This is a genomic window from Bradyrhizobium sp. 142 (assembly GCF_023074015.1).
In the GTDB taxonomy this organism is placed as follows: domain Bacteria; phylum Pseudomonadota; class Alphaproteobacteria; order Rhizobiales; family Xanthobacteraceae; genus Bradyrhizobium.
Genome location: NZ_JADPKQ010000120.1, coordinates 34,958 through 54,375 on the forward strand (window position 1 = coordinate 34,958; position 19,418 = coordinate 54,375).

The following is a 19,418-nucleotide window of genomic DNA, read 5'->3' on the forward strand; positions in this document are numbered from 1 at the left end:
TGCACCGGCCCCGCCCGCTCCGCAGGGCCCAGGGGTGTCTTCGGGAAGAAGACGAGAAAGGGTCGGCAGCGCCGGTCCGCAACCCCAAAAAGGAGCGTTCCCATGCAACTCATCAAGGTCGATCCGCGCGCGCTGAAAGAGAACCCGGACCGCATGCGCCAGACGAAGTCGACGCCCCAGGCCGACGCCCTGCTGCTCGCTACCATCAAGGCCGTCGGCATCGTCCAGCCGCCCGTCATCTCGCCTGACACGGGCGGCGGCAACGGCTACGTCATCAACGCCGGCCACCGCCGCGTCAAGCAGGCGATCGCCGCCGGCCTAGAGGAGATCGACGTGCTCGTCGACGAGGCGGCGAACGACAACGGCGGCATGCGCTCGATGGTCGAGAACATCGCCCGCGAGGCGCTTAACCCGGTCGACCAGTGGCGCGCAATCGAGCGTCTGGTCGCGCTCGCTTGGACGGAGGAGGCGATCGGCGTCGCGCTCGCGCTGCCGGTGCGTCAAATCAGGAAGCTACGCCTGCTGGCGAACGTGCTTCCCGCCATGCTCGACCACATGGCCAAGGGCGACATGCCCGATGAGCGCCAGCTCCGCACGATCGCTGCCGCCTCGCTCGATGAGCAAAAGGAGGTCTGGAAGAAGCACAAGCCGTCGAAGGCCGATCCGCAGGTCTCGTGGTGGAGCGTCGCCCAGGCGTTGCAGAAGACCCGGATGTTTGCTCGTCACGCCAGCTTCGGCGACGATCTCGCGAAGGCCTACGGCATTCATTGGGTCGAGGACCTGTTTGCTCCGGCTGACGAGGACAGCCGCTACACCACAGACGTCGAGGCTTTCCTCGGCGCGCAGCAGGAGTGGATGACGGCCAACCTGCCGAAGAAAGGCATTATCGCCGAGACCACCAATTACGGCGAGGTGAAGCTGCCGCCGAAAGCCGAGCGCGTCCACGGCAAGCCGGCGAAGTCGGACTGCACGGCAATGTATCTCGACCGCGACGGCCGCGTGCAGACGGCGCACTACCGCATGCCTGCGCCGAAGAAGCCGAAGGGTAAGACCGGCTCAGATTCTGACAACGCTCCGGACAATGTTTGCGAAGTCACGAAGCTCCGTCCCGACGTGACGCGCAAGGGCGTCGAGATGATCGGCGACTACCGCACCGACGCGCTGCGCGAGGCGCTCGGCCGCGCGCCGATCGAGGACGACACGTTGATGGCGCTCCTCATTCTCGCCTTCGCGGGGCAGAACGTCTCGGTGACGGCGGGAAGCTGCGGAACCTACTACGGCCACAGCCGCCTGGCGAAGAACGCGGCGGCGCTGTTCGACGGCGACGGCAAGATCTCCTTCGACATGGACACGCTTCGGGTCGCGGCGCGCGCCATGCTGGCCGACGTATTCTCATGCCGGGAGAACGCTACCAATAGCGGCATCGTCGCCCGCCTCGCCGGCGCGGTGATCGGCGCGGACACCTTCCTGCCGAACATGGGCACGGAGGACTTCCTCTCCTGCCTGTCGCGCGCAGCGCTCGAGGCCGCGTGCAAGGACACCCCCATTCTGCCGCGCCAGCGCGTGAAGGACACGCGCGCCGCGCTGGTCGAGCACTTCAAGGAGGGCCACTTCGTCCACCCCTCCGCGCTGTTCGCGCCCGACGCGACGAAACTCTCCGAGTGGCTGTCCTCCGGCTCGGCCGCCCCGGACGACGAAGGCGAAGCCGATGAGGACGTGGACGGCGCGGGCGACGAGCGCGCCGACGGCGACGCCGACGCGTTCCGGGAGGCGGCCGAGTAATCGCACCCGACTTCCCCTTCGAACGATCTCCCGCCGCCGGTCCCCGCCGGCGGCGGTGCTGTTTCCACCCATGCGCAAACAAGGAGGACACGATGTCCGCGCACACGATCTTCGACAATGCATCTATAGGCTCGATCATAGCCTGGTCCGACGGAACGCCGCAGCCGCCGGCGCGCTTCAGGAAGAAGCTCGCCGCCTGGCAGTCCAGCAACAGCAAAGGCCGCTTGATCCGAAAGCAGGGCGGACGAGGCGTCGGGAATGTCTCACTGTCGGCCTGTTTCACCCTGCACGAGGTCGACTATGGCGCCGGCGGCGTCATCGCCATCCGCGTCCGCCGGACGTTTTCGCTCGAGTCGAAGCTGCACTTCACCGTCGTCGAACGTCCGGCCATCGGCTCGGTCCGCGTGTTCGACCGCGCCGGTGAAGATGCCGAACTCGTCTATCTCGCCACGAACGAGGCCGACGCGAATGAGTGGCTGACACGCCACGGTTATCCGAACGCGATACTCGAGGGCGTGACGGTCGAGGAAGACGGGACAGACATCATCGAGGGGAGGACTGCGGCATGAACGCGCCATCTTCCGCTTCCGACGAGGCTCCTGGAACCCCGGGAGTGTCTTTTGGCCGCAGCGCGGACGGCCTTCTCGTCGCGCTTGTCGGCGAGACGGGCTTTGGGATGGCGCCGGCCCACGACGGGCGGCATTTTCTCGTCACAGCTTGGCGCCTCTCCCGTCCGATGGGCGAGTGGACGCGCGGCGATTTCTACGGACATTCCGGCGAGCTCGCCGACGAGACGGCGTTTCGTAACGCCGTGCTCGAAAACGCCGAGCATCAACGCGAGCGCAAGATGCTCGGCCGGGTCGAAGAGCAATCGCGCGCCCACACGCCTTGGGGCGCCTCGCAGGGCGCGACCGTCTACGCTGAAGGCGTTACGGCGCATTCCACAGCTGGGCACGGCGGTTTCAAGCTCTCGGCCGAGCAAAACCGCAAGGTCCACCCCCTGCTGCGCTCGAAGGGCGGCTGGTACGAGGAAGATGCCGAATGGGCGATCGTGGCGATCACCTTCCCGCATCTCTTCACGGCGTTCGAACGCCGTTGCGCCGAGAGAACGATCAAGGACAGTTGGCCGGACACGTGGGAAACGATGTTCGGCGCGATCCTCAAGCCGGGCGAGTCCTGCGAAAAGGACCGCCGTGCATTCGAGCAGGCGCACGCGCGGGACTGGATCGTCGTGTCGGCTATCACCTCGAAGCACGCGCCCGGCTTCGTCGAAACTGTGGCCACGCCGGGCGGAAAGCGCGGGCCCGGGACTGAGGAGCGCCGCTTCCTCGTGCCGTCCGGCGAGTTTCAGGTCGGACGCTTCGGCTTCGTGATCGACGAGGCCCGCCACCAGGTCAACGGCGGCCCCTCCGACTTCGTCGGCTGGAGGTGACCCATGCCCTGGCGCCTCATTGCCAAAGCCTTCGGCTGGCGCATGGCCGCTGACGAGCACGGCGAAACTCCGGTCCTCGTCGTCTGGCATCCGCGGCTTCGACGGCATTTCACCGGCGCCGACGCTTGGAGGTGCGCCGTGCGCGTATCCATCCACGCACCGGAGCCCTGCCCGGCTGACGTCGACAGAAAGGAGATTCAGCATGAATGCCTTGTCGCCGTCGATCTCCTCATGCACGTGCACCATTATCCCGAGAGCGCCATCGCCTACGCACTCGACGGCATCCTTACGCCAGGCATGCGCAAGCACGCTGGCATCGATTCGGCGCGGGGCGTCGCTGGCGACCAAATCGCTTCATCCATCGCCGCGGTGTCCCTCCCGGACGACAACACTCCCGACGAGTCCGCCTCCTCTATGGCCCGTGAGGACCGGGCGATGATTGAGCGTCAAGACCAACGCCTCCTACTCGCGCGCATGAAAGCCGCGCAAGCCGAGACTCAGCGCCGTCTCGGACCTCATCCAGCGCCAGATCACGTCACGGGCCGAACGGCTGACGATCACCGACCGGACGAAGCGAAAGCAGCGCGGCCGCAACGCATCGAGCTGGACGAGCGCGGACGAGCGGCTGTTTCAGCAGCATGTCGCGGAGCTCGCCTTGGCTCGTCGCGGCGAGATCGACGCTCTCACGCGCAAGCTCGATCGGCAGGAGACGGCGATCGCCGAGTTTCGTACGCGCCATCGGGTCTCCGCTGCGTGGCGGTGAGAGACAAAGGATCCACCAATCGGAGCGCGAGCGGCGGGCGCGAACACACCATGTCGAGGAGGAGAGTCCAGCGGGATTGGCCCGACCTCTCACGGTTTCGGCGGCGGATGACCCTTGCCGGTCACTCCCTCGGTTTGTGCTGCGGTCTGAACCGCCCGCGGTCCGCTTCAAGGGCAAGTCGCGAAGCGATCGGCGGCCGCCGTCTCGCGATGGGGAGCCGCGTTCTTCGCAGGCCTAAAGTCCCGCTTGCCCGCAACCCGCCCTTCCTCGCCTTGGCAGCCGCCGCCCCCTGAAGCGGCCCGCTGCAGCCGGTTCGTGTCGACCGCACCCGAGGGAGCGACGGCCAAGGGCCGATCGCTTCCCAAGGCGAAACCGAGAAGGATCTCATCATGACCAAAACCGCCCGCTCTCCCCGCTCCTCCGCCCGTGTCATCCCGCTCCGCCGCGGCACGACCCTCGAAATGGTCCGCCTCGTCTGCCCCGACTCCGCACAGACATTGCGCATCTCCGAGAGCTTCGGCCTCGCCGTCCTCGACAGCGACGGCATCCGCGACTTGCACGAGCGACTCGTCATCGAGACCGCCGACGCGCTCAAGGATGGCCTGAGTGAACGCGCCATGCAGATCCACCTGCAACGGATCGTCGGTGCTTATGTCGGTTCGGCGCACGGCGCCGGCCAGTTCTACACCCGAGCCGTCACTGAAGCGCGAGATGCGACCGCCAAGCTCGCCAACGACAGCCGCGATGAGGACCTCGATGGTCCGGTCGGCTTCGATAGCCAGGCACAGCGCAAGCGCGAATTCGCCGCCGACATGGGCGCGCAGGCTCACGCGCTTCGCATGGCCGCCGAAGGCGCCGTCGCCGCCTACGAACGGGTCGTCGGCGAGGAGTGGAAGCCTTTCGAGCGTCCCGTCGACAACACGACCGACACCGTCGGCCGGAAAGCGGCCAAGGCGCAGATGTCGGCGTTCGACTGACTGTCGGCGCGGGGCCTTGGCCCCGCGCCTCTTCCACTGCTGCCAGCTGACGGGCCGATCCGCGAGACCGACCCTTTTTCGTGTCGACGCTGCAACAAAGGGAGCCGCCGCCCCTGCTGCTCGCCATCGTCGGCCCCTCCCGGCCTGTGGTCCTGCGCCGGGCCCAACGTCCGCGCAACGGCTTCGCCGTCCTCCGCGGTGCTTCGGCCCTTCGGGTGCGCGGACTTTGAGCCCGGCGGTGGCGGACCCCGTGAGGAGCCGCGATTGGCGCGGCCTCCCGAACGGAGGTTCTTGTAATGAGCAGGAACGCAGAAAAGTCGCGAGGCGACCTGTACGCGCGCATCACGGACCGCATCATCGCCGAGCTCGAACGCGGCGTGCGCCCCTGGGTTCAACCTTGGACCGCCGCGAATATAGCGAACCGCATCACCCGACCGCTGCGACACAACGGCCAGCCCTATACGGGCATCAACGTCTTGCTGCTTTGGTCAGAAGCCATCGCGCGCGGCTTCTGCTCGCCGATCTCGATGACGTTCAAGCAGGCAAATGAACTTGGCGCGCATGTCCGCAAGGGTGAGACCGGCAGCACCGTGGTGTATGCCAGCCGCTTCACCAAGACGGAGACCGACGCTCTCGGCGACGAAGTCGAACGGGATATCCCCTTCCTCAAAGCCTATACCGTCTTCTGCGTCGATCAAATCGATGGTTTGCCCGCGCACTACTACGCTCGGCCGCCCGTCGTCACATCAACGATCGAGCGCAACGCGCACGCCGACGCTTTCTTTGCCAACACCGGCGCGATCGTTCGGCACGGCGGCTCGATGGCGTTTTACGCGCCTTCGTCCGATCATATTCAGATGCCGCCGATCGAAAGTTTTCGCGACACGGCCTCGTATGTCGCCGTCAGAGCCCATGAGACCGTGCACTGGACCGCTCCTGCTCACCGCGTCAATCGCGATCTCAGCCGTTACGGCAAGGATCGGAGCGAACGCGCGCGCGAAGAGCTGATTGCTGAACTCGGGAGCTGCTTCCTCTGCGCTGATCTCGGGATCTCTCCTGAACTGGAACCTCGGCCGGATCATGCAAGCTACCTCGCGTCGTGGATGGACCTCTTGTCTAATGAGAAGCGCCTTATATTCTCGGCTGCCGCGCATGCACAACGCGCCGTCGCCTATCTGCACGACCTGCAGCCGAAAGCCGCAGGTGTCGAGGAGGCAGCATGATGCGCGCACACGGGATTGCCATCGGCGCTTCCCGGCCCTTACTTATCCGGCGATCAGCGCAGACACCGCAGCCCCTTGCTTGGCCGCTATAGCTGACTCTTTATTCCTCGCGCTGCGGGACCTGACGGGGAATCTTGCCTGTCTTCCTTCGAGGGCGGGCAACGTTCTGGTTTTGCACGGGGCGTCGGTTTTGCCGAGCAAATCTCGTTCGCACCCTGCGGGTTCACTTTGCGGGTTGCGTGACTCTCGGCGGCTGAGCAGCGTCCTTGCCTTCTGGGGTTCGAACCTCGACCGGCAAGCGTGAGGAATTGTCAGATGTGCGATGAGCGGTGATCGGGTTGTTTCCCCGGTCAGGGTTTCGATGATCGCAAGTCGTGTTCCTCGGGCGTTTCTTCTGGCACACCCACGTCGTGCTCGATTTGGCATGTCTGACCGAAGGGCGTCGTCGCTTAAGCGCCGCCTCGCTCTAACCCCCGCAACAGCCGGTTACGACTTTCTTCCCCTGGACCGCTGCGCGTCCATTCCTCGCGCAAGACAAGAAAGTCGTGCCCTGACTGCCCTCTACTGCGTGCCGGCCCCTTCGGGGTGCGGGTCGACCGCCTCCGGTCTGTCGCCAGCCATCGAGGCCGCGATGGGCGTGGCCCGGAAACTGAAAAAGGACACGAGAATGGCGACCATCGGCACGTTCACCTCGACCGGCAACGGCTTCACCGGCACGGTTCGCACCCTCGCCCTCAATGCCAAAGCCAAGCTAGTGCGGGTCGAGAACCCCTCCGACAAGGGACCACACTTCCGCATCTTCGCCGGTAATGTCGAGCTGGGAGCGGCTTGGCAGAAGACCGCCAGGGACACCGAGCGCGATTACCTCTCGGTCAAGCTGGACGACCCGAGCTTCCCGGCTCCGATCTACGCCACCCTGATCGAGGTGGAAGGCCAGGAAGGTCTTCAGCTCATCTGGTCCCGCCCCAGCCGGGACTGAGGGTCCGCGAGAGCGGCCTCGCTGAAAGGCGTACCCGCGTCTGCATTGATACCAGCAGATGTGCCACGCTCAGGGCCCCAGGCGCGGGTACGGAACTGTTTAGCTTATCCCTGTGAATCGTCGCATTGCTACGAGGTATGAACCGACCAGTTTGAACTCGAGGCCAAAGTCGAGTGAGCTTTATCGATCCCGCACCAGGAGCACGATTAGCCCTGCGAGGCCTAGTTCCGCGACGAGATCCTGCGGCGCGTCGGGGGGCGAGTTGTCCGCTACCATCCGCCGAGCAGCCCAACCCCCGGCTGACGCTCGGTTGGTGGCCGGGCGAGAGCTATGTCTTGGGAGCGGCGCGAGCCAGCCGTTGCTTCGCCGAATCTGCGCCCGCCGCCGCGAGCAGGTCGGTCCAGCTGTCGGGCGGATGGCCGCGATTGAGCATCCTGCGAAAGACCACGTAGGCGTCGTCTGCGCTCTCATAAGCGCGCAACGTCGTGTCGTCATTGACCCAAGCCAGCACTATCACCTTCGCATCCGCGGATTGCTGGTAGCGAAAGAACAGCCTGAACTGCTGCAGGAATTTTACCCGGAACCAATGCTTGTACGCATCGCCGAGCGTGCCGCCCTGGCGGTAGGTGTCGCGCGTCGGGTCGCTCGGAATGTCTTCGAACGCGATCTTGAGAACGGCCGCGAGCAGTTTTGTAGTGCGCTTCTTCTTGTATCCTTGCGGGTCTTTCTTCCGCGCTTTTTCGACGGCGTCGATCATCGCCTCAAGCTGGTCGAGAAACAGCGGGTGTGCGTAGATCGTCCAGCCGTTGATTTCGAGCGTCTCGTGGCTCACGCCTCGTCGTCCGCAAGTGGCGCGTCGAGATCGACCTTAACGCCCTTGACCAGATCCTTGCCGCGGGACACGAGCGAGCGCGGCACCGGCCGAATCCGCGACGGTTCTTTCGCCATGTCGCGCGCGAGAAATGAGAGAAACTTGCCGATCACGGGATCGCCATCCTCGACCACCTTCTTCGCGATCACGACGGTGCCATCCGCAAGTCCGCGAAACACCACCTGATCGCGCTTGCCGAGCGCGAGCATTTTCCGGATGGCCGCGGGCACCGTCGTCTGGCCACGCTCAGTGATGGTGGCGGGGATTTCGAGAATTTCAGCCGTTTTTGCCATGGCTGGCTCCGGGGGTTGCACACGCTTCGATGTAATGCATTTGCATTGTATGTCAAGCCGCGCCACCGGGCGCGATGGAGATACGGCAGCAGCCACGGTGCCGGGGAATGCCGGTGATGCACCACGTGGTGCGCATTTGGGGTCTATTCGCCGGTGCAGCATCTCACCTACGCTCCGGTCGCCAGAATCTCGTCCGCGAAAGTCGCCCCATGCAGAAGCCCCCGCTTGACCCCGATGTCGCCGACGACGCACCGACCGCCTCGGTTCCGACCGGCTACGACGAAGAGCACCTGGTCACCTACCTGCGCCTGCTCGATGCCGAAGCCGACGGCGCCGACTGGAAAGAGGTTGCGCGGATCGTGCTGCACCTTGATCCGGCCCAGGAGCCTGATCGGGCCAGCCGCGCCTGGAGATCCCATCTTGCCCGCGCCCGCTGGATGACCGAGCACGGCCAGCGGCATCTGCTTCGTGGCGGGGCACCGCACTAACTAACTCGGCGTCCTACAGGATGCCCCACGCCCGATAGCGTCCTCGCCCGGTCGCCTCGCGCAGGCCGAGTTCGGCGACGAGGTTTTGGGCCGCACGGGGCGTGATCCCAAGTTCGGCCGCGATCATGCCGGCCGAGACAATCGGCCGGGTCAGCACGTAGTCGAGGAGCGCTGGCAGTTTTGAAGTGGCGCGACGGCCGGCGAGCTTGCGGGCGAGCAGGATTCTGGTCATCAGCCAGCGGTCGTGGTCCTTGCGGCCGGCCTCGGCCGCGGCCGTCATCGCCTCGAGCTGCACGGCGAGCCGCGCTGCGGCGTCGCGCGGCCGCCGGCGCTCACGCGAGATGTTTTTCAGCCCGGCATGCAGGCACGGCAGATGCCAGCGTGTCTTGCCGCGCTCGCGCAACATGCTAGCTGCGAGCAGGCGGCCGAGCCAAGGCGTGTGCTCGAGCGGTTCGATCTCGTCCCAGGCATCCGCGGCAATCGCCGCCGCCAGGGTCGGCGGCAGCGTGCGGGTCTCGTCGACGACGGCGCGCCAGTCGTCGAGGCGGCCGTCCTCGTCCCACTCCGGATCGTAGACGAGGGAATCCCGCTCCGGCCGCGACCGAGCCTCGTCAGCGAGCCTGCGCTCCGTCCTGGCGTTCGCGGCGTCGATCGCGGCGAAGGCGGCGGTTAGATGAGGATCGGTGTTGATGGCGCCAACCGGCCCTTCGAAACCCACCTCCTCCCGCTCCGCGTCTTCGTCGAGCCCAAGACTTCCCCCAGCTTCCTTTCGGTTGGCCGCCCCCTCCTCTCGCTCGCTCCGGCCGCGGAGGCCAGCGAGCCCGGCAACGGACAGCGCCCACTCGGGCTTCGCCTCGGCGATGCGCCGACGGGCGCGCAGCACGGCATGGGCTCGGGTCAGCTCGTGGGTGGGGGTGCGGACATCCATGCCGGCGTCGTGGAGCACCAAGTCGTCGAGGTGGACGAGCTCGCCGTCGAGCCACAGACTGGCGCAGGCATCACTGAAGTGCATCCGGCTGATCGCGCCGTTGCCGATGGGGCTTTTGGCCAGCCGCTCGTCGAGGCGGGCGAGCGCATCCTCGGCGGCGGCAAGCGGCCCGGCGAGCTGGGGCCAGGGCAGCGGATCGGGGATTTTGTAGCTGGACGGCAAGGTCTTGATAACCTTAACAGGGAGCGGCGAAACGGAAGCTAACATAGTGTTGGTTTCCGTCACAGCGACGCCTGTTCCGGCGACCGCTCACTATCGATAACTCCCCCTTATCGATAGTGTTGGACGCAAATCCGCAAATCAGGGATTCTGGTCGTCTACAAGCCCGGACATCGCGTCGTCTGAGCAGCAGATCGACCTGAGAGCCCGCCATGCTAAGGCGCTTTGCCCTTCCGGAAGACAAAGTCCCCTGCCCTTCCGATCGATATTGGCGCCGGCAATTCGCGCCGGAGCGGGATCGTGGTCAAGAATCGTCGAACAGGCTGTCGCGAAACGCCTTGTCGGCCGGCCGTCCCTTGGTGGCATCACCGTGCGCCCGAAGTTTTCGGCCGAAGTCGACGCCAACCTCGACCACAGACGCCCCGGCCGGGTCGAGCTCGGCATCGAGATGTTCGAACCCGGGTCCCATCTCGCTGGCCTCGACCGCGGCGATTTCCTCCTCGCTCAGATCCTCGGTGCGCACGGCTCGCCTATCGCGGGCGGCGATCTGGTTACCGGCGGCTTCGCGCAGTGGGGAGGTCTTTTGCTTGTCGGTATGGGCCATGACGCGCCTCTCCTTTCGGTCGCCGACAATAGCAGCGCGGCGGCAGAACCGCGCCATTTCTGGCACGAAGCCACATTGAAAATCGCCTTGAAGTCGCCTATAGTCATATTAGTCATTATAGTCATAGGGGAAAACCGTGACCACATCCCAAAAGTCCCCCGCGCCCGGTTCGGGCCATTGGACCGTGGCCGGCGCCAAGGCGCGGCTGTCCGAGGTGATCGAGCGCGCTCAAACCGATCCTCAGATCATTACCCGCCACGGCAAGCCGAGCGTCGTCATCGTCTCGGCCGAGGAATGGGCGCGAAAGACCGTCCGCAAAGGCACGCTTGCCGAGTTCCTGATGACGTCGCCGCTGCGGGATGCCGATCTCGATCTTGAGCGGGTCCGCGATCAGCCGCGTGACCTCGATCTATGAAGGTGCTGCTCGATACCAACGTGCTGTCGGAAGTGCGTCGCCCGGCGCCCGACCCCAAGGTGCTCGCCTGGCTTGACGCGATCGACGAAGACCGAGCCTTCATCAGCGTGGCGTCGATCGCCGAACTCAAGCGCGGCATCGCCCTGATGGATTCCGGCCGGCGTCGTGAGGCGCTGGCGGCCTGGCTCGCCGAGGATCTGCCGGCGCGCTTCGCCGGACGGATTGTACCGATCGATTCGGGAATTGCCGAACGCTGGGGCGATCTGATGGCGCAAGCCCGCCAGAGCGGCATTGCGCTCTCGGTCATGGACGGGTTTTTTGCGGCCACGGCGCTCGCCCACGAGCTCGTGCTCGCGACCCGCAACACTAAGGATTTTGCGCCGCTGGGCGTGCCGCTGTTCAACCCCTGGACCGATGAGAGTTCACCGGGATGACCACCCCTGCCCGCCTCCCCGATGCCGCCTCGCTCGAAACCGTCCTCGCCGGGCTCGATCCGGCCTCGGCAGACACGGCCCTGGTCCCAGCCCTCACCGCGGCGTTTCCGGGCTTTGCATTCGGCGTGGCGCGGATCGATGACGATTACTGGCGCGATACCCGATCGGTGCTTCGTCCCGACGGCACGCGGCTCGGCGAACTGCGGCCGTGGATGGCAGCGGAGCTCGCCAAGGAAGGGGGCGACATCGACGCGCTGTGGCGGCGCCTGAAGGAGACCGACCTGCAAATCACCGAATGGCGCGGCACCAGCGCCTTCGTGTTCGCGCCGACTGGACCCGGCGCAGCCGATTACGTCCAGATCGCGCTCGGTCGCGAAATCGAATGGCGCGCCGGTCCAATCGTCAATCCCAACTACCGCCCGTTCGGGGAAGAGGAACTGCTCGATCCGAGCTGGCCCCGCACCGACCAGCTCCCGGACTCGGATCGTCTGGCCGGTCCGGTCTATCGTCTCCTCGGCCGCGCCGGCGGTGCAGTGGTTCACGTCCGCAGCTTTCTGGATCGCTGCGGCCGCGTCGAGCATGAGAAGCGGGAGGCCAAGCGGCCGGAGCTTGAACAGCGGGTGATTCGCGAGGTCGGGCCGGGCGGAACGCGCGAGACGCCGTTCCTGGGGGCGGTTCCGGAGTATTTCGATTTTGTGCCGCGCGAGCTGCGGTTCTTTCAAGACTGGGAAGAATCGAGCGCGAGACCGCAGCGCGTCTTCGCGCATTGGGCGCTCGATATCCGCGACTACACCCACAAGGGCGAGCGCGAAGTTGGCTTTATTCCCCGACCGTTGAGGCCGCCGAAGGAGCGGCTGTTGATGACGCCGGAGGTTTCGGTTCATCTGCTGATGGACCGGGTCGAGGCGGTCGACCGTGAGGTCGGCCTGTCCTTCGGCTGGTTCTTCCTGATGACCCACGGCCACTGGGTCGACCCCGACGTTGGCCTGGCGATCGCGCAAGGCCTGAAGGCGCAGCGCGTGCGGCTACCCGACCCCGACGCCCGCGTGCTGCTGCGCTGGGCGGATCGCACCTACGGCTTCTGAGGGAGCGCCACCCATGGACGACATCACCTCCCGCGCGCTGGTTTCCGATCCCGAAACCCGGCGGGCATTGCAGCTCGATACGCTCTCGGCGATCCTGCCGATGGAACGGCGTGACCGGCTCGCCGCGCTCATGACCGACGACGACGTCGAAACGCTGAAGCACCTCGCGCGCGAGGGCATGGCGAGAATAGTCTGCGGGCGCTGGCCTCGGACCTCGCCTATCTCGAAGCTTGGCGCGAAACTCGTCCGAGGCCGAATTTTTAAGGTTAGCATTCTATGAATGCCACCCCTCCTCTTTGGTGCTTCCCGCGAGCCTGTGCTGAATGGCATTGGGAGCCAGCGCAGCAGGGAAATGTTGTCAGTTGACAACATCCATCCCAGGCAAGCCCCCTGTTGTCAGCTGACAACAACCTCTTCCCGGGGCGCTGTTATCTGGCAAGAGTTCCGCCCGTCCGATGTCGCTATGTCGGAGTGGCTCGCAGCTCGGATCTCGGCGGATCTCCCACGGGCCGAGGCTCGGTGCGGATGCTTTGCTGCTTGCTATCCAAAGGAGCGGCTGGCCTTCGGCACTGGGCGCCTCGTCTTGTTGAACTCGATTAGGACAGTCCGCCGCGAGGTCGATTCACCCCTCGACCGGGTCATCCCAATGTCGCATGTGATGGCCCCATCCCTAACTCCAGCGATGCCGAGCCCCTGCGTGCGAATGCGCCGAACCAAGCGCATCTCAAGCTTGGCGATGGACGTCGCCTCGGCCGACTGTCCGAAGCCGGGCCAAGTCACTGCCATTACAATTGAGCCGGGCGAGGCCAGTTCTCTGCTGCTTGGTGGTGCCCGGCCGAGGTGGCGAACCGAGTCCAGGTCGCCTATCCGGTCGCGGTCGCGAACGGGATGGGCACCCAGGACCCGCCGTTGGCGGCACACGGGAACGCGGCGCCGCCGCAGAAGGTCCCCGTTGCAACCAGCGTCGTGAATTTGGCAGACTTTGGCGACGATGGTATTATAATACCAAGGAAGACTGCCTCTAATATCCGCTCGCGGCGCGCCGGGCGGGGCATGTCCAGCAGATCCGGACCGAAGCGTCGACAGCGTGTTTGCCCGGCGGCGGTACAGCGTAGGCGGGGAAGTCCTCGATTCATCTGCGACGGCTCGGGAATAGTGAGCCGGCGTTGCCGACTCTTCGCCCGTCCAACGTGGGCGCTAAAAGGCCCGTGTCGCTGACGAGGCGGCTGAAGCGGGTTGACGGGGGCTGGATGCAGCGTGCCATCACATCATCCGCGGTGAATAATGTCGAGGCGGCCCGCGCTGGCAAGAGTGGGGGAGGGGGACGGTTCGGAGCACTTTGCGAGCTGCGCGAGTCTCTTTGATCGAGACGATGCACAATGGCTGCACCTTTCGATGCAGCGGCGGGAGCGGGGGCGCCGACTCATGCTAAAGTAGAATTCCGCCCGGTCGCTGGAGGCTTTGTTGTCAGCTGACAACAGCTGCACGAGGCACCGAAAAGCCCCATTGCTTGTGGGCAGCGCGCCATTGGGCGTTAACAACTCGTTAACCCTTTAATTCTTGCTCAAATCATAGAATCGTGGCCATCTCTCAAGACGGAGATCAGGCGTCTGACGCGCAGAAAACGTCTTGAGAAAGCAAATGCCGAGCTTAGCGGAAGATTCACTTACCATGAGCGAGACTGCGTCTGCCCGGATCACCCGGCACGCCGGCATCCTTTCCGGCCAGCTTCGCTCGCTGGCGACAACGCTTTTCCCGCCTTCAGCCAGTAAGTCTCTCCGCTCGTTCTCCTCAGGGGAGGTTGCGCGAATTGTACGCGTCTCCGATGGTTATCTCCGACAGCTCTCCCTCGACGGACTTGGACCGACCCCAGCGACCGGACTTGGGGGCCGCCGATCCTATACACTGGCTCAGATTCATGAGCTGCGCGCCTATCTAGCCACGGCGCGGCACCGAGACGCGTCGGAATTTCTCCCGCGCCGCCAGCCGGGCGACAAGCTCCAAATTATCACCGTCGCCAACTTCAAGGGCGGGTCCGCCAAGACGACGACGGCATTGTATCTTTCCCAATACCTCGCCCTTGCCGGCTTTCGGGTCCTTGCCATTGACCTCGATCCGCAAGCGTCGCTCTCCGCGATGTTCGGGTACCAGCCCGAGTTTGATATTGGGGCGAATGAAACTCTCTACGGTGCCATCCGGTATGACGAGCACCGCCGGCCGATGCGCGACATTGTCCGGCCGACCTACTTTGACGGGATAGGTCTTGTTCCGGGCAATCTTGAGCTGATGGAGTTCGAGCACCACACGCCTCGCGCAATGATCGAGCGGCGTGAACGCGGACACGACCTGTTCTTTCGCCGAGTCGCCAGCGCCATCGACCAGGTTGCCGACGACTACGATGTCGTCGTTATCGACTGCCCACCCCAACTTGGTTACCTGACCATGGGCGCGCTAAACGCGGCCACCGCGATGCTCGTGACCATCCATCCGCAGATGGTCGATGTCGCATCCATGAGCCAATTTCTCCTCATGACGTCGGATCTCATGTCCGTCATCGAGGAAGCCGGCGGGCGACTCGACCACGACTTCATCCGGTACGTCATCACGCGTCACGATCCCAACGACGTGCCCGAAGCTCAAATCGTGGCCCTCCTTCGTAATCTCTTTGGATCGGATGTGCTCCAGGCCACTGTTTGGAAATCGACTGCAATCGCCAATGCTGGCCTCACCAAGCAATCACTTTATGAGCTGGAGCGCGGCGCGGTAGGGCGGGGCGCCTACGACCGCGCGCTGGAATCAGTCGATGCGGTCAATGCCGAAATCGCGCAACTTCTTAAGAAGGTGTGGGGTCGATGAGCAAACGTACTGACACTATCAAGAGCCTTTTCACGGCCCCGCAATCAAGCACGTTGTCAGCTGACAACGTGCCCGCTGCCTTGCCGCGGGTCTCGTCGGGCTCGGTCCGTTCGTTGAAGGATTCTTTTTCCGAAGTCGAGAAGGAGAACGAGGAGCTTCGCGAAAGAATCGCGTCTGGGGCTGTGATCCTTGAAATCGACCCTTCGCTTATTGATCCGTCACCCCTGTCCGACCGGTTTCGCGACAATGATGATAGCTCGTTCGAAGCACTCAAACAGTCGATCGCACAGCGTGGCCAAGAGGTGCCCATTCTCGTTCGGGAGCATCCTGAAGCAAAAGGGCGCTATCAAAGCGCGTATGGTCATCGCCGCGTCCGCGCCACGCGCGAATTGGGTATTTCCGTCAAAGCGATCCTGCGATCGCTGTCAGATGAAGCCCTTGTCGTGGCGCAAGGACTCGAGAACGCACCGCGCGAGGATTTGAGTTTCATTGAGCGCGCCAGCTTCGCGATGCATATCGAAGATGCCGGGCATAGCCGGTCAATCGTGCAGGATGCGTTGTCGATCGATCGGGCTGAGGCATCGAAACTCCTTGCCGTCGCTCGATCGGTTCCACCCGAAGTCGTTCGAGCAATCGGGAAGGCTCCGAAAGTTGGCCGCGGCCGCTGGCAGTCCTTCGCTGAATTACTCAAGGATGCCGCGGCGCTCAAACGTGTCAGAGCGGTGATCGCTGACCCGAAATTTGCAGAGCGGGAAACCGACGCGCGATTTCTCGCTGCATTCTCAGCAGCAAGCCGTCCATCTCCCGCGGGGACATCGAAGCCCTCGGAAGAGAAGCCAGTCCTTTCCGCATCCGGGGACAAGATTGCGCACGTGCGTCAGATCGAGCGCGAATTGAAGCTTACCATCGACAAGAATGTCTCGGTGACATTCGCGGCATTTCTTGTGGACCAACTCCCGGCCATCTTCGACGCCTTTTCCAAGACGAGTGGCGGCCAGGAAACTACCGAGGCCTGACGGCCTCGTCCCGTAAACACCAACCAGGAGCAGACAAGGGAAAAGAAAAAAGGCCCCCGAAACGGAGTTCCGGAAGCCTTCTCTTCAAGTTTGGCGACTGACAGAGAATCACTTTCGCGAATCGCAGTCAAGAGTTTCTACGCGATTTTATCGCCGTTTCGGCGAGCAGGTTTTCTTTGCCCAGCTGAGGCAAAGACATGCAGTCACACTCTCCAACGACGCCCTTTGGGCGGCGATCGCTGACGCTTGCCCACGTGGCAAGCCAAATGGTCGCAACGGCACGACCGCCCGAAAAGATCGTGCACAAATGGAAGATCTTCCATGCCATCTGCACAGCACGGCCGCGCCTTGGGGTTTCGGAGCGCTCGCTATCGGTATTGAACGCGCTGCTGACCTTCCATCCCGAAACCGCGCTCACCGGGGAGGATGATCTGATTGTTTTTCCGTCAAACCATCAACTCACTCGGCGGGCGCACGGCATGCCGGCATCGACGCTCCGTCGTCACCTTGCTGTGTTGGTCGACGCGGGCCTGATCGTTCGGCGCGACAGTCCGAATGGCAAGCGGTTTGCGCGAAAGAGCAATGCCGGCGAAATCGAGCTCGCCTTCGGCTTTGATCTGTCGCCGCTCGTCGTGCGCTCGGAGGAGTTCGAGAACCTGGCGGCTGATATCGAAGCCGAAGCCCGCGCACTCAAGCTCGTGCGTGAGCGGATCACGCTGTGCCGGCGCGACGTCGCGAAGATGATTGCAACCGGCCTCGAGGAAGGCGTCCCGACGCGACGGGGAGGGCAGGGGCCTGCCGATTGGCAGGTCGTGCACGCTGCCTTCCGCGCGATCGTCGATCAGATTCCGCGCACGGCTACGCGCCAGGAGCTCGAGCCGATCGCCGACGAGCTGTCGCAACTTGCTGATGACGTGCTCAATCTTCTGGAAGCACACATCAAATCCGAGAATCCGAGCGCCAATGAGTCCCATCCTGAGCGCCACATACAGAATTCAAATCCAGAAGCCCTTATTGATCTTGAACCTAGCCTTCGAGAAGGCAGGGCGGCGAGAGCTGAGCCAAAACCTCAACCATCCCGAGTCGCTGAGAGTTCGTATCCGTTGGGAATGGTCTTGGGTGCATGCCCTGACATCGTCGATTATGCCAAGGCTGGGGTTTCGAACTGGCGCGATTTCCTGGCCACAGCGGCCGTTGTACGATCGATGCTGGGGATTAGTCCGAGCGCCTGGGAGGAGGCGCAAGCGGTCATGGGCGAGGTGCCTGCAGCCATCGTCGTCGCGTGTATCCTGCAGCGCGGGACGGCGATCAATTCCGCCGGCGGTTATCTGCGGGGTCTGACGCGAAAAGCCGAGGTCGGCGAATTTTCGCTTGGCCCGATCCTGATGGCGCAGATCAATTCCCGTCGGCGAGACAAGCAGCGGGCGTGAGGCGATGAGGTGCCGCTCTCAGACCTCGCCTTTTTCGTGTGATCGAAGGTGCCGGCGCTGGCCCGGCTGCTGCACTGTGTCGGCGCAAAGCCGTTCGGAGAGATCGTCATGGCAAAATGCCCTCCAATCATGCTCACGCCGTTCTTCCAGCTTCGCGATGAAGACGCCGTGGAGCAACGGATGTACGTGGCAGGGTTCGCCGACGAGGCGGGCGAGGCTTGGGGGACGCTGGTCCCGTTGGATGCGGAGATGGTCGAAAGCGCCGTTCTGGGACAACAGACATTCACCGTCTGGTGCAACTCTGACGGTCGCATTCAACCGCAGCCGACCAGCGATGGCCTGTTTGAAGAGCTTCTGGAGAAGGGCCAATTGAAGGAGACGCCCCTCGATGAACTCGTCGCCGAAGCCATAGAGCAGGGCAAGAATGAACCGAATGATGACATCCTCGAGATGTTCGAAACCCTGCATGACCGGCTGGTGCGGGCGCAAGGCATGGTCGCTAACGAGATCGCGCGGCGCAGGCGATGACTCCCGAGCCGCGTATGCGCCTGCGCGGTTCAGTTCTGCGTCGAGCGCGCGAGTTGGCTGCAACAACGGTCCCGGCTGTATTTCTTCAGAACGGCTCCGGGCCAAGAGCAAGGCCGAAGGCCATAGCCGCCAAAAGGGTGAACAGCAGACCGGCACTGCAGAAGATCGCGATGGTCTTCAGGTCTTCAACGTCGGTGGCCGGACGTCTGACGCGCGAGAGCGCCCTCGCCAAGGTGGCTATCATCTGTCTCCTCCGAAGAACGCGAGACGAGACCATAGAGCACCGGGCCGCGGAGCCGTGTGAGCTACGTCTCAATGACGGCTCGATTTTAGAGAGTCGGTTGGCGGGCAAGCATTGCACCAGCTTGGTGCCGCCGATTTGTAGTCGTCGACCACGCATCTCGATGCTGTCGAGCGGCACAGCAATCTCGTAGCAGAGATGCGAAAAGCGGCGGCCAAGATGGCACTTGGACAGGCCAGGACAGTCGTGAACACTCGTCCCGCCCGATGAAGATACGGAAAACCGGCGACCGGGCCGCGCTCGGACTAGGTGTTAGGCTTCGCCGGACCCGGAAAACAGCACCGTCGGCGGTGTCGCACGTGGGGGCGGGATGGACCGACCGCCTCCGGATCCTGGTCTGCTCTTGAGATCGTATCGCTTGGCTAGGTCGAGTAGCCGCCGCTTGGTGAATGGGTCCGCGTTCTCGGCCAGATCGCGCGCCCGCTGCGCGAAGCCCCTGTAAAATTCCTCCACGACGCCACCCCCGCAACATCACTGAAAGCTTCATTTCAGTGCGAGACGCGCTCGGCGTCAAGCGCTCTGGTGCATGCGGACAATTTCGGCGATCTACTGTCCGTAGCGGGTGAAGATGTCGTACTTTTGTAGCTCGTGATCTGTCGCCTTCGTTGTGGAGGTGGAGCGGAGCCGGAAGGCGTGGACGGTTCCGCCGAGATGGTCATGCCACGGATACTGCCGCCGGGTTAGCCCTCCTTGTCGGTTTCTTTGTTCGACTTGAAGCCCGTTTCTCCGCCCCGACCCGCGCTATCTCGACGGCGGCGCGCGCAGGAGCGGTCAAGGACGCGCGCTTGCGCGCC

Annotated in this window: 21 protein-coding genes and 1 pseudogene; 15 read left to right on the forward strand and 7 right to left on the reverse strand. The window is 64.0% G+C overall.

Translation table 11 applies throughout. The annotated features are described in order from the left end of the window. Positions 1-102 precede the first annotated feature (102 nt). The 3 genes from IVA82_RS12265 to IVA82_RS12275 all read left to right on the forward strand — a co-directional run bounded on the left by IVA82_RS12265 (position 103) and on the right by IVA82_RS12275 (position 3,214). Positions 103-1,782: a ParB/RepB/Spo0J family partition protein gene (locus tag IVA82_RS12265; protein ID WP_247386416.1), complete on the forward strand. Its 1,680-nt coding sequence runs from the start codon at positions 103-105 to the stop codon at positions 1,780-1,782. A 92-nt stretch (positions 1,783-1,874) separates the two neighbouring features. Then, a complete protein-coding gene (locus IVA82_RS12270) occupies positions 1,875-2,351 on the forward strand; it encodes a hypothetical protein (RefSeq protein WP_247386418.1) in 477 nt (158 codons plus the stop codon). Beyond that, positions 2,348-3,214: a hypothetical protein gene (locus tag IVA82_RS12275; protein ID WP_247386419.1), complete on the forward strand. Its 867-nt coding sequence runs from the start codon at positions 2,348-2,350 to the stop codon at positions 3,212-3,214. The genes IVA82_RS12270 and IVA82_RS12275 overlap by 4 nt, the downstream gene beginning before the upstream one ends. Positions 3,215-3,749: 535 nt before the next feature. Here the strand turns inward: IVA82_RS12275 and IVA82_RS48940 are convergent. Next, positions 3,750-3,953, reverse strand: coding sequence for a hypothetical protein (locus IVA82_RS48940; RefSeq protein WP_346658749.1), 204 nt, complete (start codon positions 3,951-3,953; stop codon positions 3,750-3,752). Between the two features lie 413 nt (positions 3,954-4,366). Here IVA82_RS48940 and IVA82_RS12285 point away from each other — a divergent pair, with 413 nt between their 5' ends. The 3 genes from IVA82_RS12285 to IVA82_RS12295 all read left to right on the forward strand — a co-directional run bounded on the left by IVA82_RS12285 (position 4,367) and on the right by IVA82_RS12295 (position 7,156). After that, the gene (locus IVA82_RS12285) at positions 4,367-4,954 is read left to right on the forward strand and encodes a hypothetical protein (RefSeq protein WP_247386421.1); all 588 of its coding nucleotides are present in this window, start codon (positions 4,367-4,369) and stop codon (positions 4,952-4,954) included. Between the two features lie 296 nt (positions 4,955-5,250). Further along, entirely contained in the window at positions 5,251-6,177 is a 927-nt protein-coding gene (locus IVA82_RS12290) for a zincin-like metallopeptidase domain-containing protein (RefSeq protein WP_247386422.1), read from the forward strand. A gap of 667 nt (positions 6,178-6,844) precedes the next feature. Continuing rightward, the gene (locus IVA82_RS12295) at positions 6,845-7,156 is read left to right on the forward strand and encodes a DUF736 domain-containing protein (protein ID WP_029083789.1); all 312 of its coding nucleotides are present in this window, start codon (positions 6,845-6,847) and stop codon (positions 7,154-7,156) included. A 328-nt stretch (positions 7,157-7,484) separates the two neighbouring features. Here the strand turns inward: IVA82_RS12295 and IVA82_RS12300 are convergent, their stop codons facing one another. Together IVA82_RS12300 and IVA82_RS12305 are read right to left on the reverse strand one after the other, a co-directional pair. Further along, positions 7,485-7,988 carry a type II toxin-antitoxin system YhaV family toxin gene (locus IVA82_RS12300; RefSeq protein WP_247386423.1) on the reverse strand — a complete coding sequence of 168 codons (504 nt, stop codon included), beginning with the start codon at positions 7,986-7,988 and terminating at the stop codon, positions 7,485-7,487. Then, complete coding sequence (locus IVA82_RS12305; protein ID WP_247386425.1) at positions 7,985-8,320, reverse strand: type II toxin-antitoxin system PrlF family antitoxin; 336 nt, start codon at positions 8,318-8,320, stop codon at positions 7,985-7,987. The genes IVA82_RS12300 and IVA82_RS12305 overlap by 4 nt, the downstream gene beginning before the upstream one ends. 209 nt (positions 8,321-8,529) lie before the next feature. Between IVA82_RS12305 and IVA82_RS12310 the strand changes: the two genes are divergently transcribed. Beyond that, positions 8,530-8,808, forward strand: a complete 279-nt coding sequence (locus IVA82_RS12310) for a DUF2285 domain-containing protein (RefSeq protein ID WP_247386426.1) — start codon at positions 8,530-8,532, stop codon at positions 8,806-8,808. 13 nt (positions 8,809-8,821) lie between these two features. Here IVA82_RS12310 and IVA82_RS12315 read toward each other — a convergent pair whose 3' ends face one another. Then, positions 8,822-10,003, reverse strand: a complete 1,182-nt coding sequence (locus tag IVA82_RS12315; RefSeq protein WP_247386427.1) for an RHE_PE00001 family protein — start codon at positions 10,001-10,003, stop codon at positions 8,822-8,824. A 256-nt stretch (positions 10,004-10,259) separates the two neighbouring features. Continuing rightward, positions 10,260-10,559 (reverse strand): prevent-host-death protein, encoded by a 300-nt coding sequence (locus IVA82_RS12320; RefSeq protein ID WP_247386429.1) that lies wholly within the window; start codon positions 10,557-10,559, stop codon positions 10,260-10,262. Between the two features lie 136 nt (positions 10,560-10,695). Between IVA82_RS12320 and IVA82_RS12325 the strand changes: the two genes are divergently transcribed. From IVA82_RS12325 to IVA82_RS12360, 8 genes and pseudogenes are all read left to right on the forward strand, one after another. Next, positions 10,696-10,974, forward strand: coding sequence for a type II toxin-antitoxin system Phd/YefM family antitoxin (locus tag IVA82_RS12325; protein ID WP_247386431.1), 279 nt, complete (start codon positions 10,696-10,698; stop codon positions 10,972-10,974). Continuing rightward, on the forward strand, positions 10,971-11,408 hold the full coding sequence (locus tag IVA82_RS12330; RefSeq protein WP_247386432.1) for a type II toxin-antitoxin system VapC family toxin: 438 nt from the start codon (positions 10,971-10,973) through the stop codon (positions 11,406-11,408). The genes IVA82_RS12325 and IVA82_RS12330 overlap by 4 nt, the downstream gene beginning before the upstream one ends. Further along, the gene (locus tag IVA82_RS12335; RefSeq protein WP_247386433.1) at positions 11,405-12,493 is read left to right on the forward strand and encodes a hypothetical protein; all 1,089 of its coding nucleotides are present in this window, start codon (positions 11,405-11,407) and stop codon (positions 12,491-12,493) included. The genes IVA82_RS12330 and IVA82_RS12335 overlap by 4 nt, the downstream gene beginning before the upstream one ends. A gap of 13 nt (positions 12,494-12,506) precedes the next feature. Continuing rightward, a pseudogene (locus tag IVA82_RS12340) lies at positions 12,507-12,727 on the forward strand (integrase); the annotation flags it as partial. A 1,407-nt stretch (positions 12,728-14,134) separates the two neighbouring features. Further along, complete coding sequence (gene repA, locus IVA82_RS12345; protein WP_247386435.1) at positions 14,135-15,349, forward strand: plasmid partitioning protein RepA; 1,215 nt, start codon at positions 14,135-14,137, stop codon at positions 15,347-15,349. Next, positions 15,346-16,365 carry a plasmid partitioning protein RepB gene (gene repB, locus IVA82_RS12350; RefSeq protein WP_247386441.1) on the forward strand — a complete coding sequence of 340 codons (1,020 nt, stop codon included), beginning with the start codon at positions 15,346-15,348 and terminating at the stop codon, positions 16,363-16,365. Before repA ends, repB begins: the two co-directional genes overlap by 4 nt. A 197-nt stretch (positions 16,366-16,562) precedes the next feature. Then, positions 16,563-17,795 (forward strand): plasmid replication protein RepC, encoded by a 1,233-nt coding sequence (gene repC, locus IVA82_RS12355; RefSeq protein ID WP_247386443.1) that lies wholly within the window; start codon positions 16,563-16,565, stop codon positions 17,793-17,795. Positions 17,796-17,843: 48 nt separating this feature from the next. After that, on the forward strand, positions 17,844-18,323 hold the full coding sequence (locus tag IVA82_RS12360; RefSeq protein ID WP_247386445.1) for a hypothetical protein: 480 nt from the start codon (positions 17,844-17,846) through the stop codon (positions 18,321-18,323). 85 nt (positions 18,324-18,408) lie between these two features. On the opposite strand, the gene IVA82_RS12365 is transcribed toward IVA82_RS12360, so the two are convergent. Together IVA82_RS12365 and IVA82_RS48945 are read right to left on the reverse strand one after the other, a co-directional pair. Next, positions 18,409-18,567 carry a hypothetical protein gene (locus IVA82_RS12365; protein ID WP_247386447.1) on the reverse strand — a complete coding sequence of 53 codons (159 nt, stop codon included), beginning with the start codon at positions 18,565-18,567 and terminating at the stop codon, positions 18,409-18,411. A gap of 309 nt (positions 18,568-18,876) precedes the next feature. Next, on the reverse strand, positions 18,877-19,077 hold the full coding sequence (locus IVA82_RS48945) for a hypothetical protein (protein ID WP_247386449.1): 201 nt from the start codon (positions 19,075-19,077) through the stop codon (positions 18,877-18,879). Positions 19,078-19,418 lie beyond the last annotated feature (341 nt).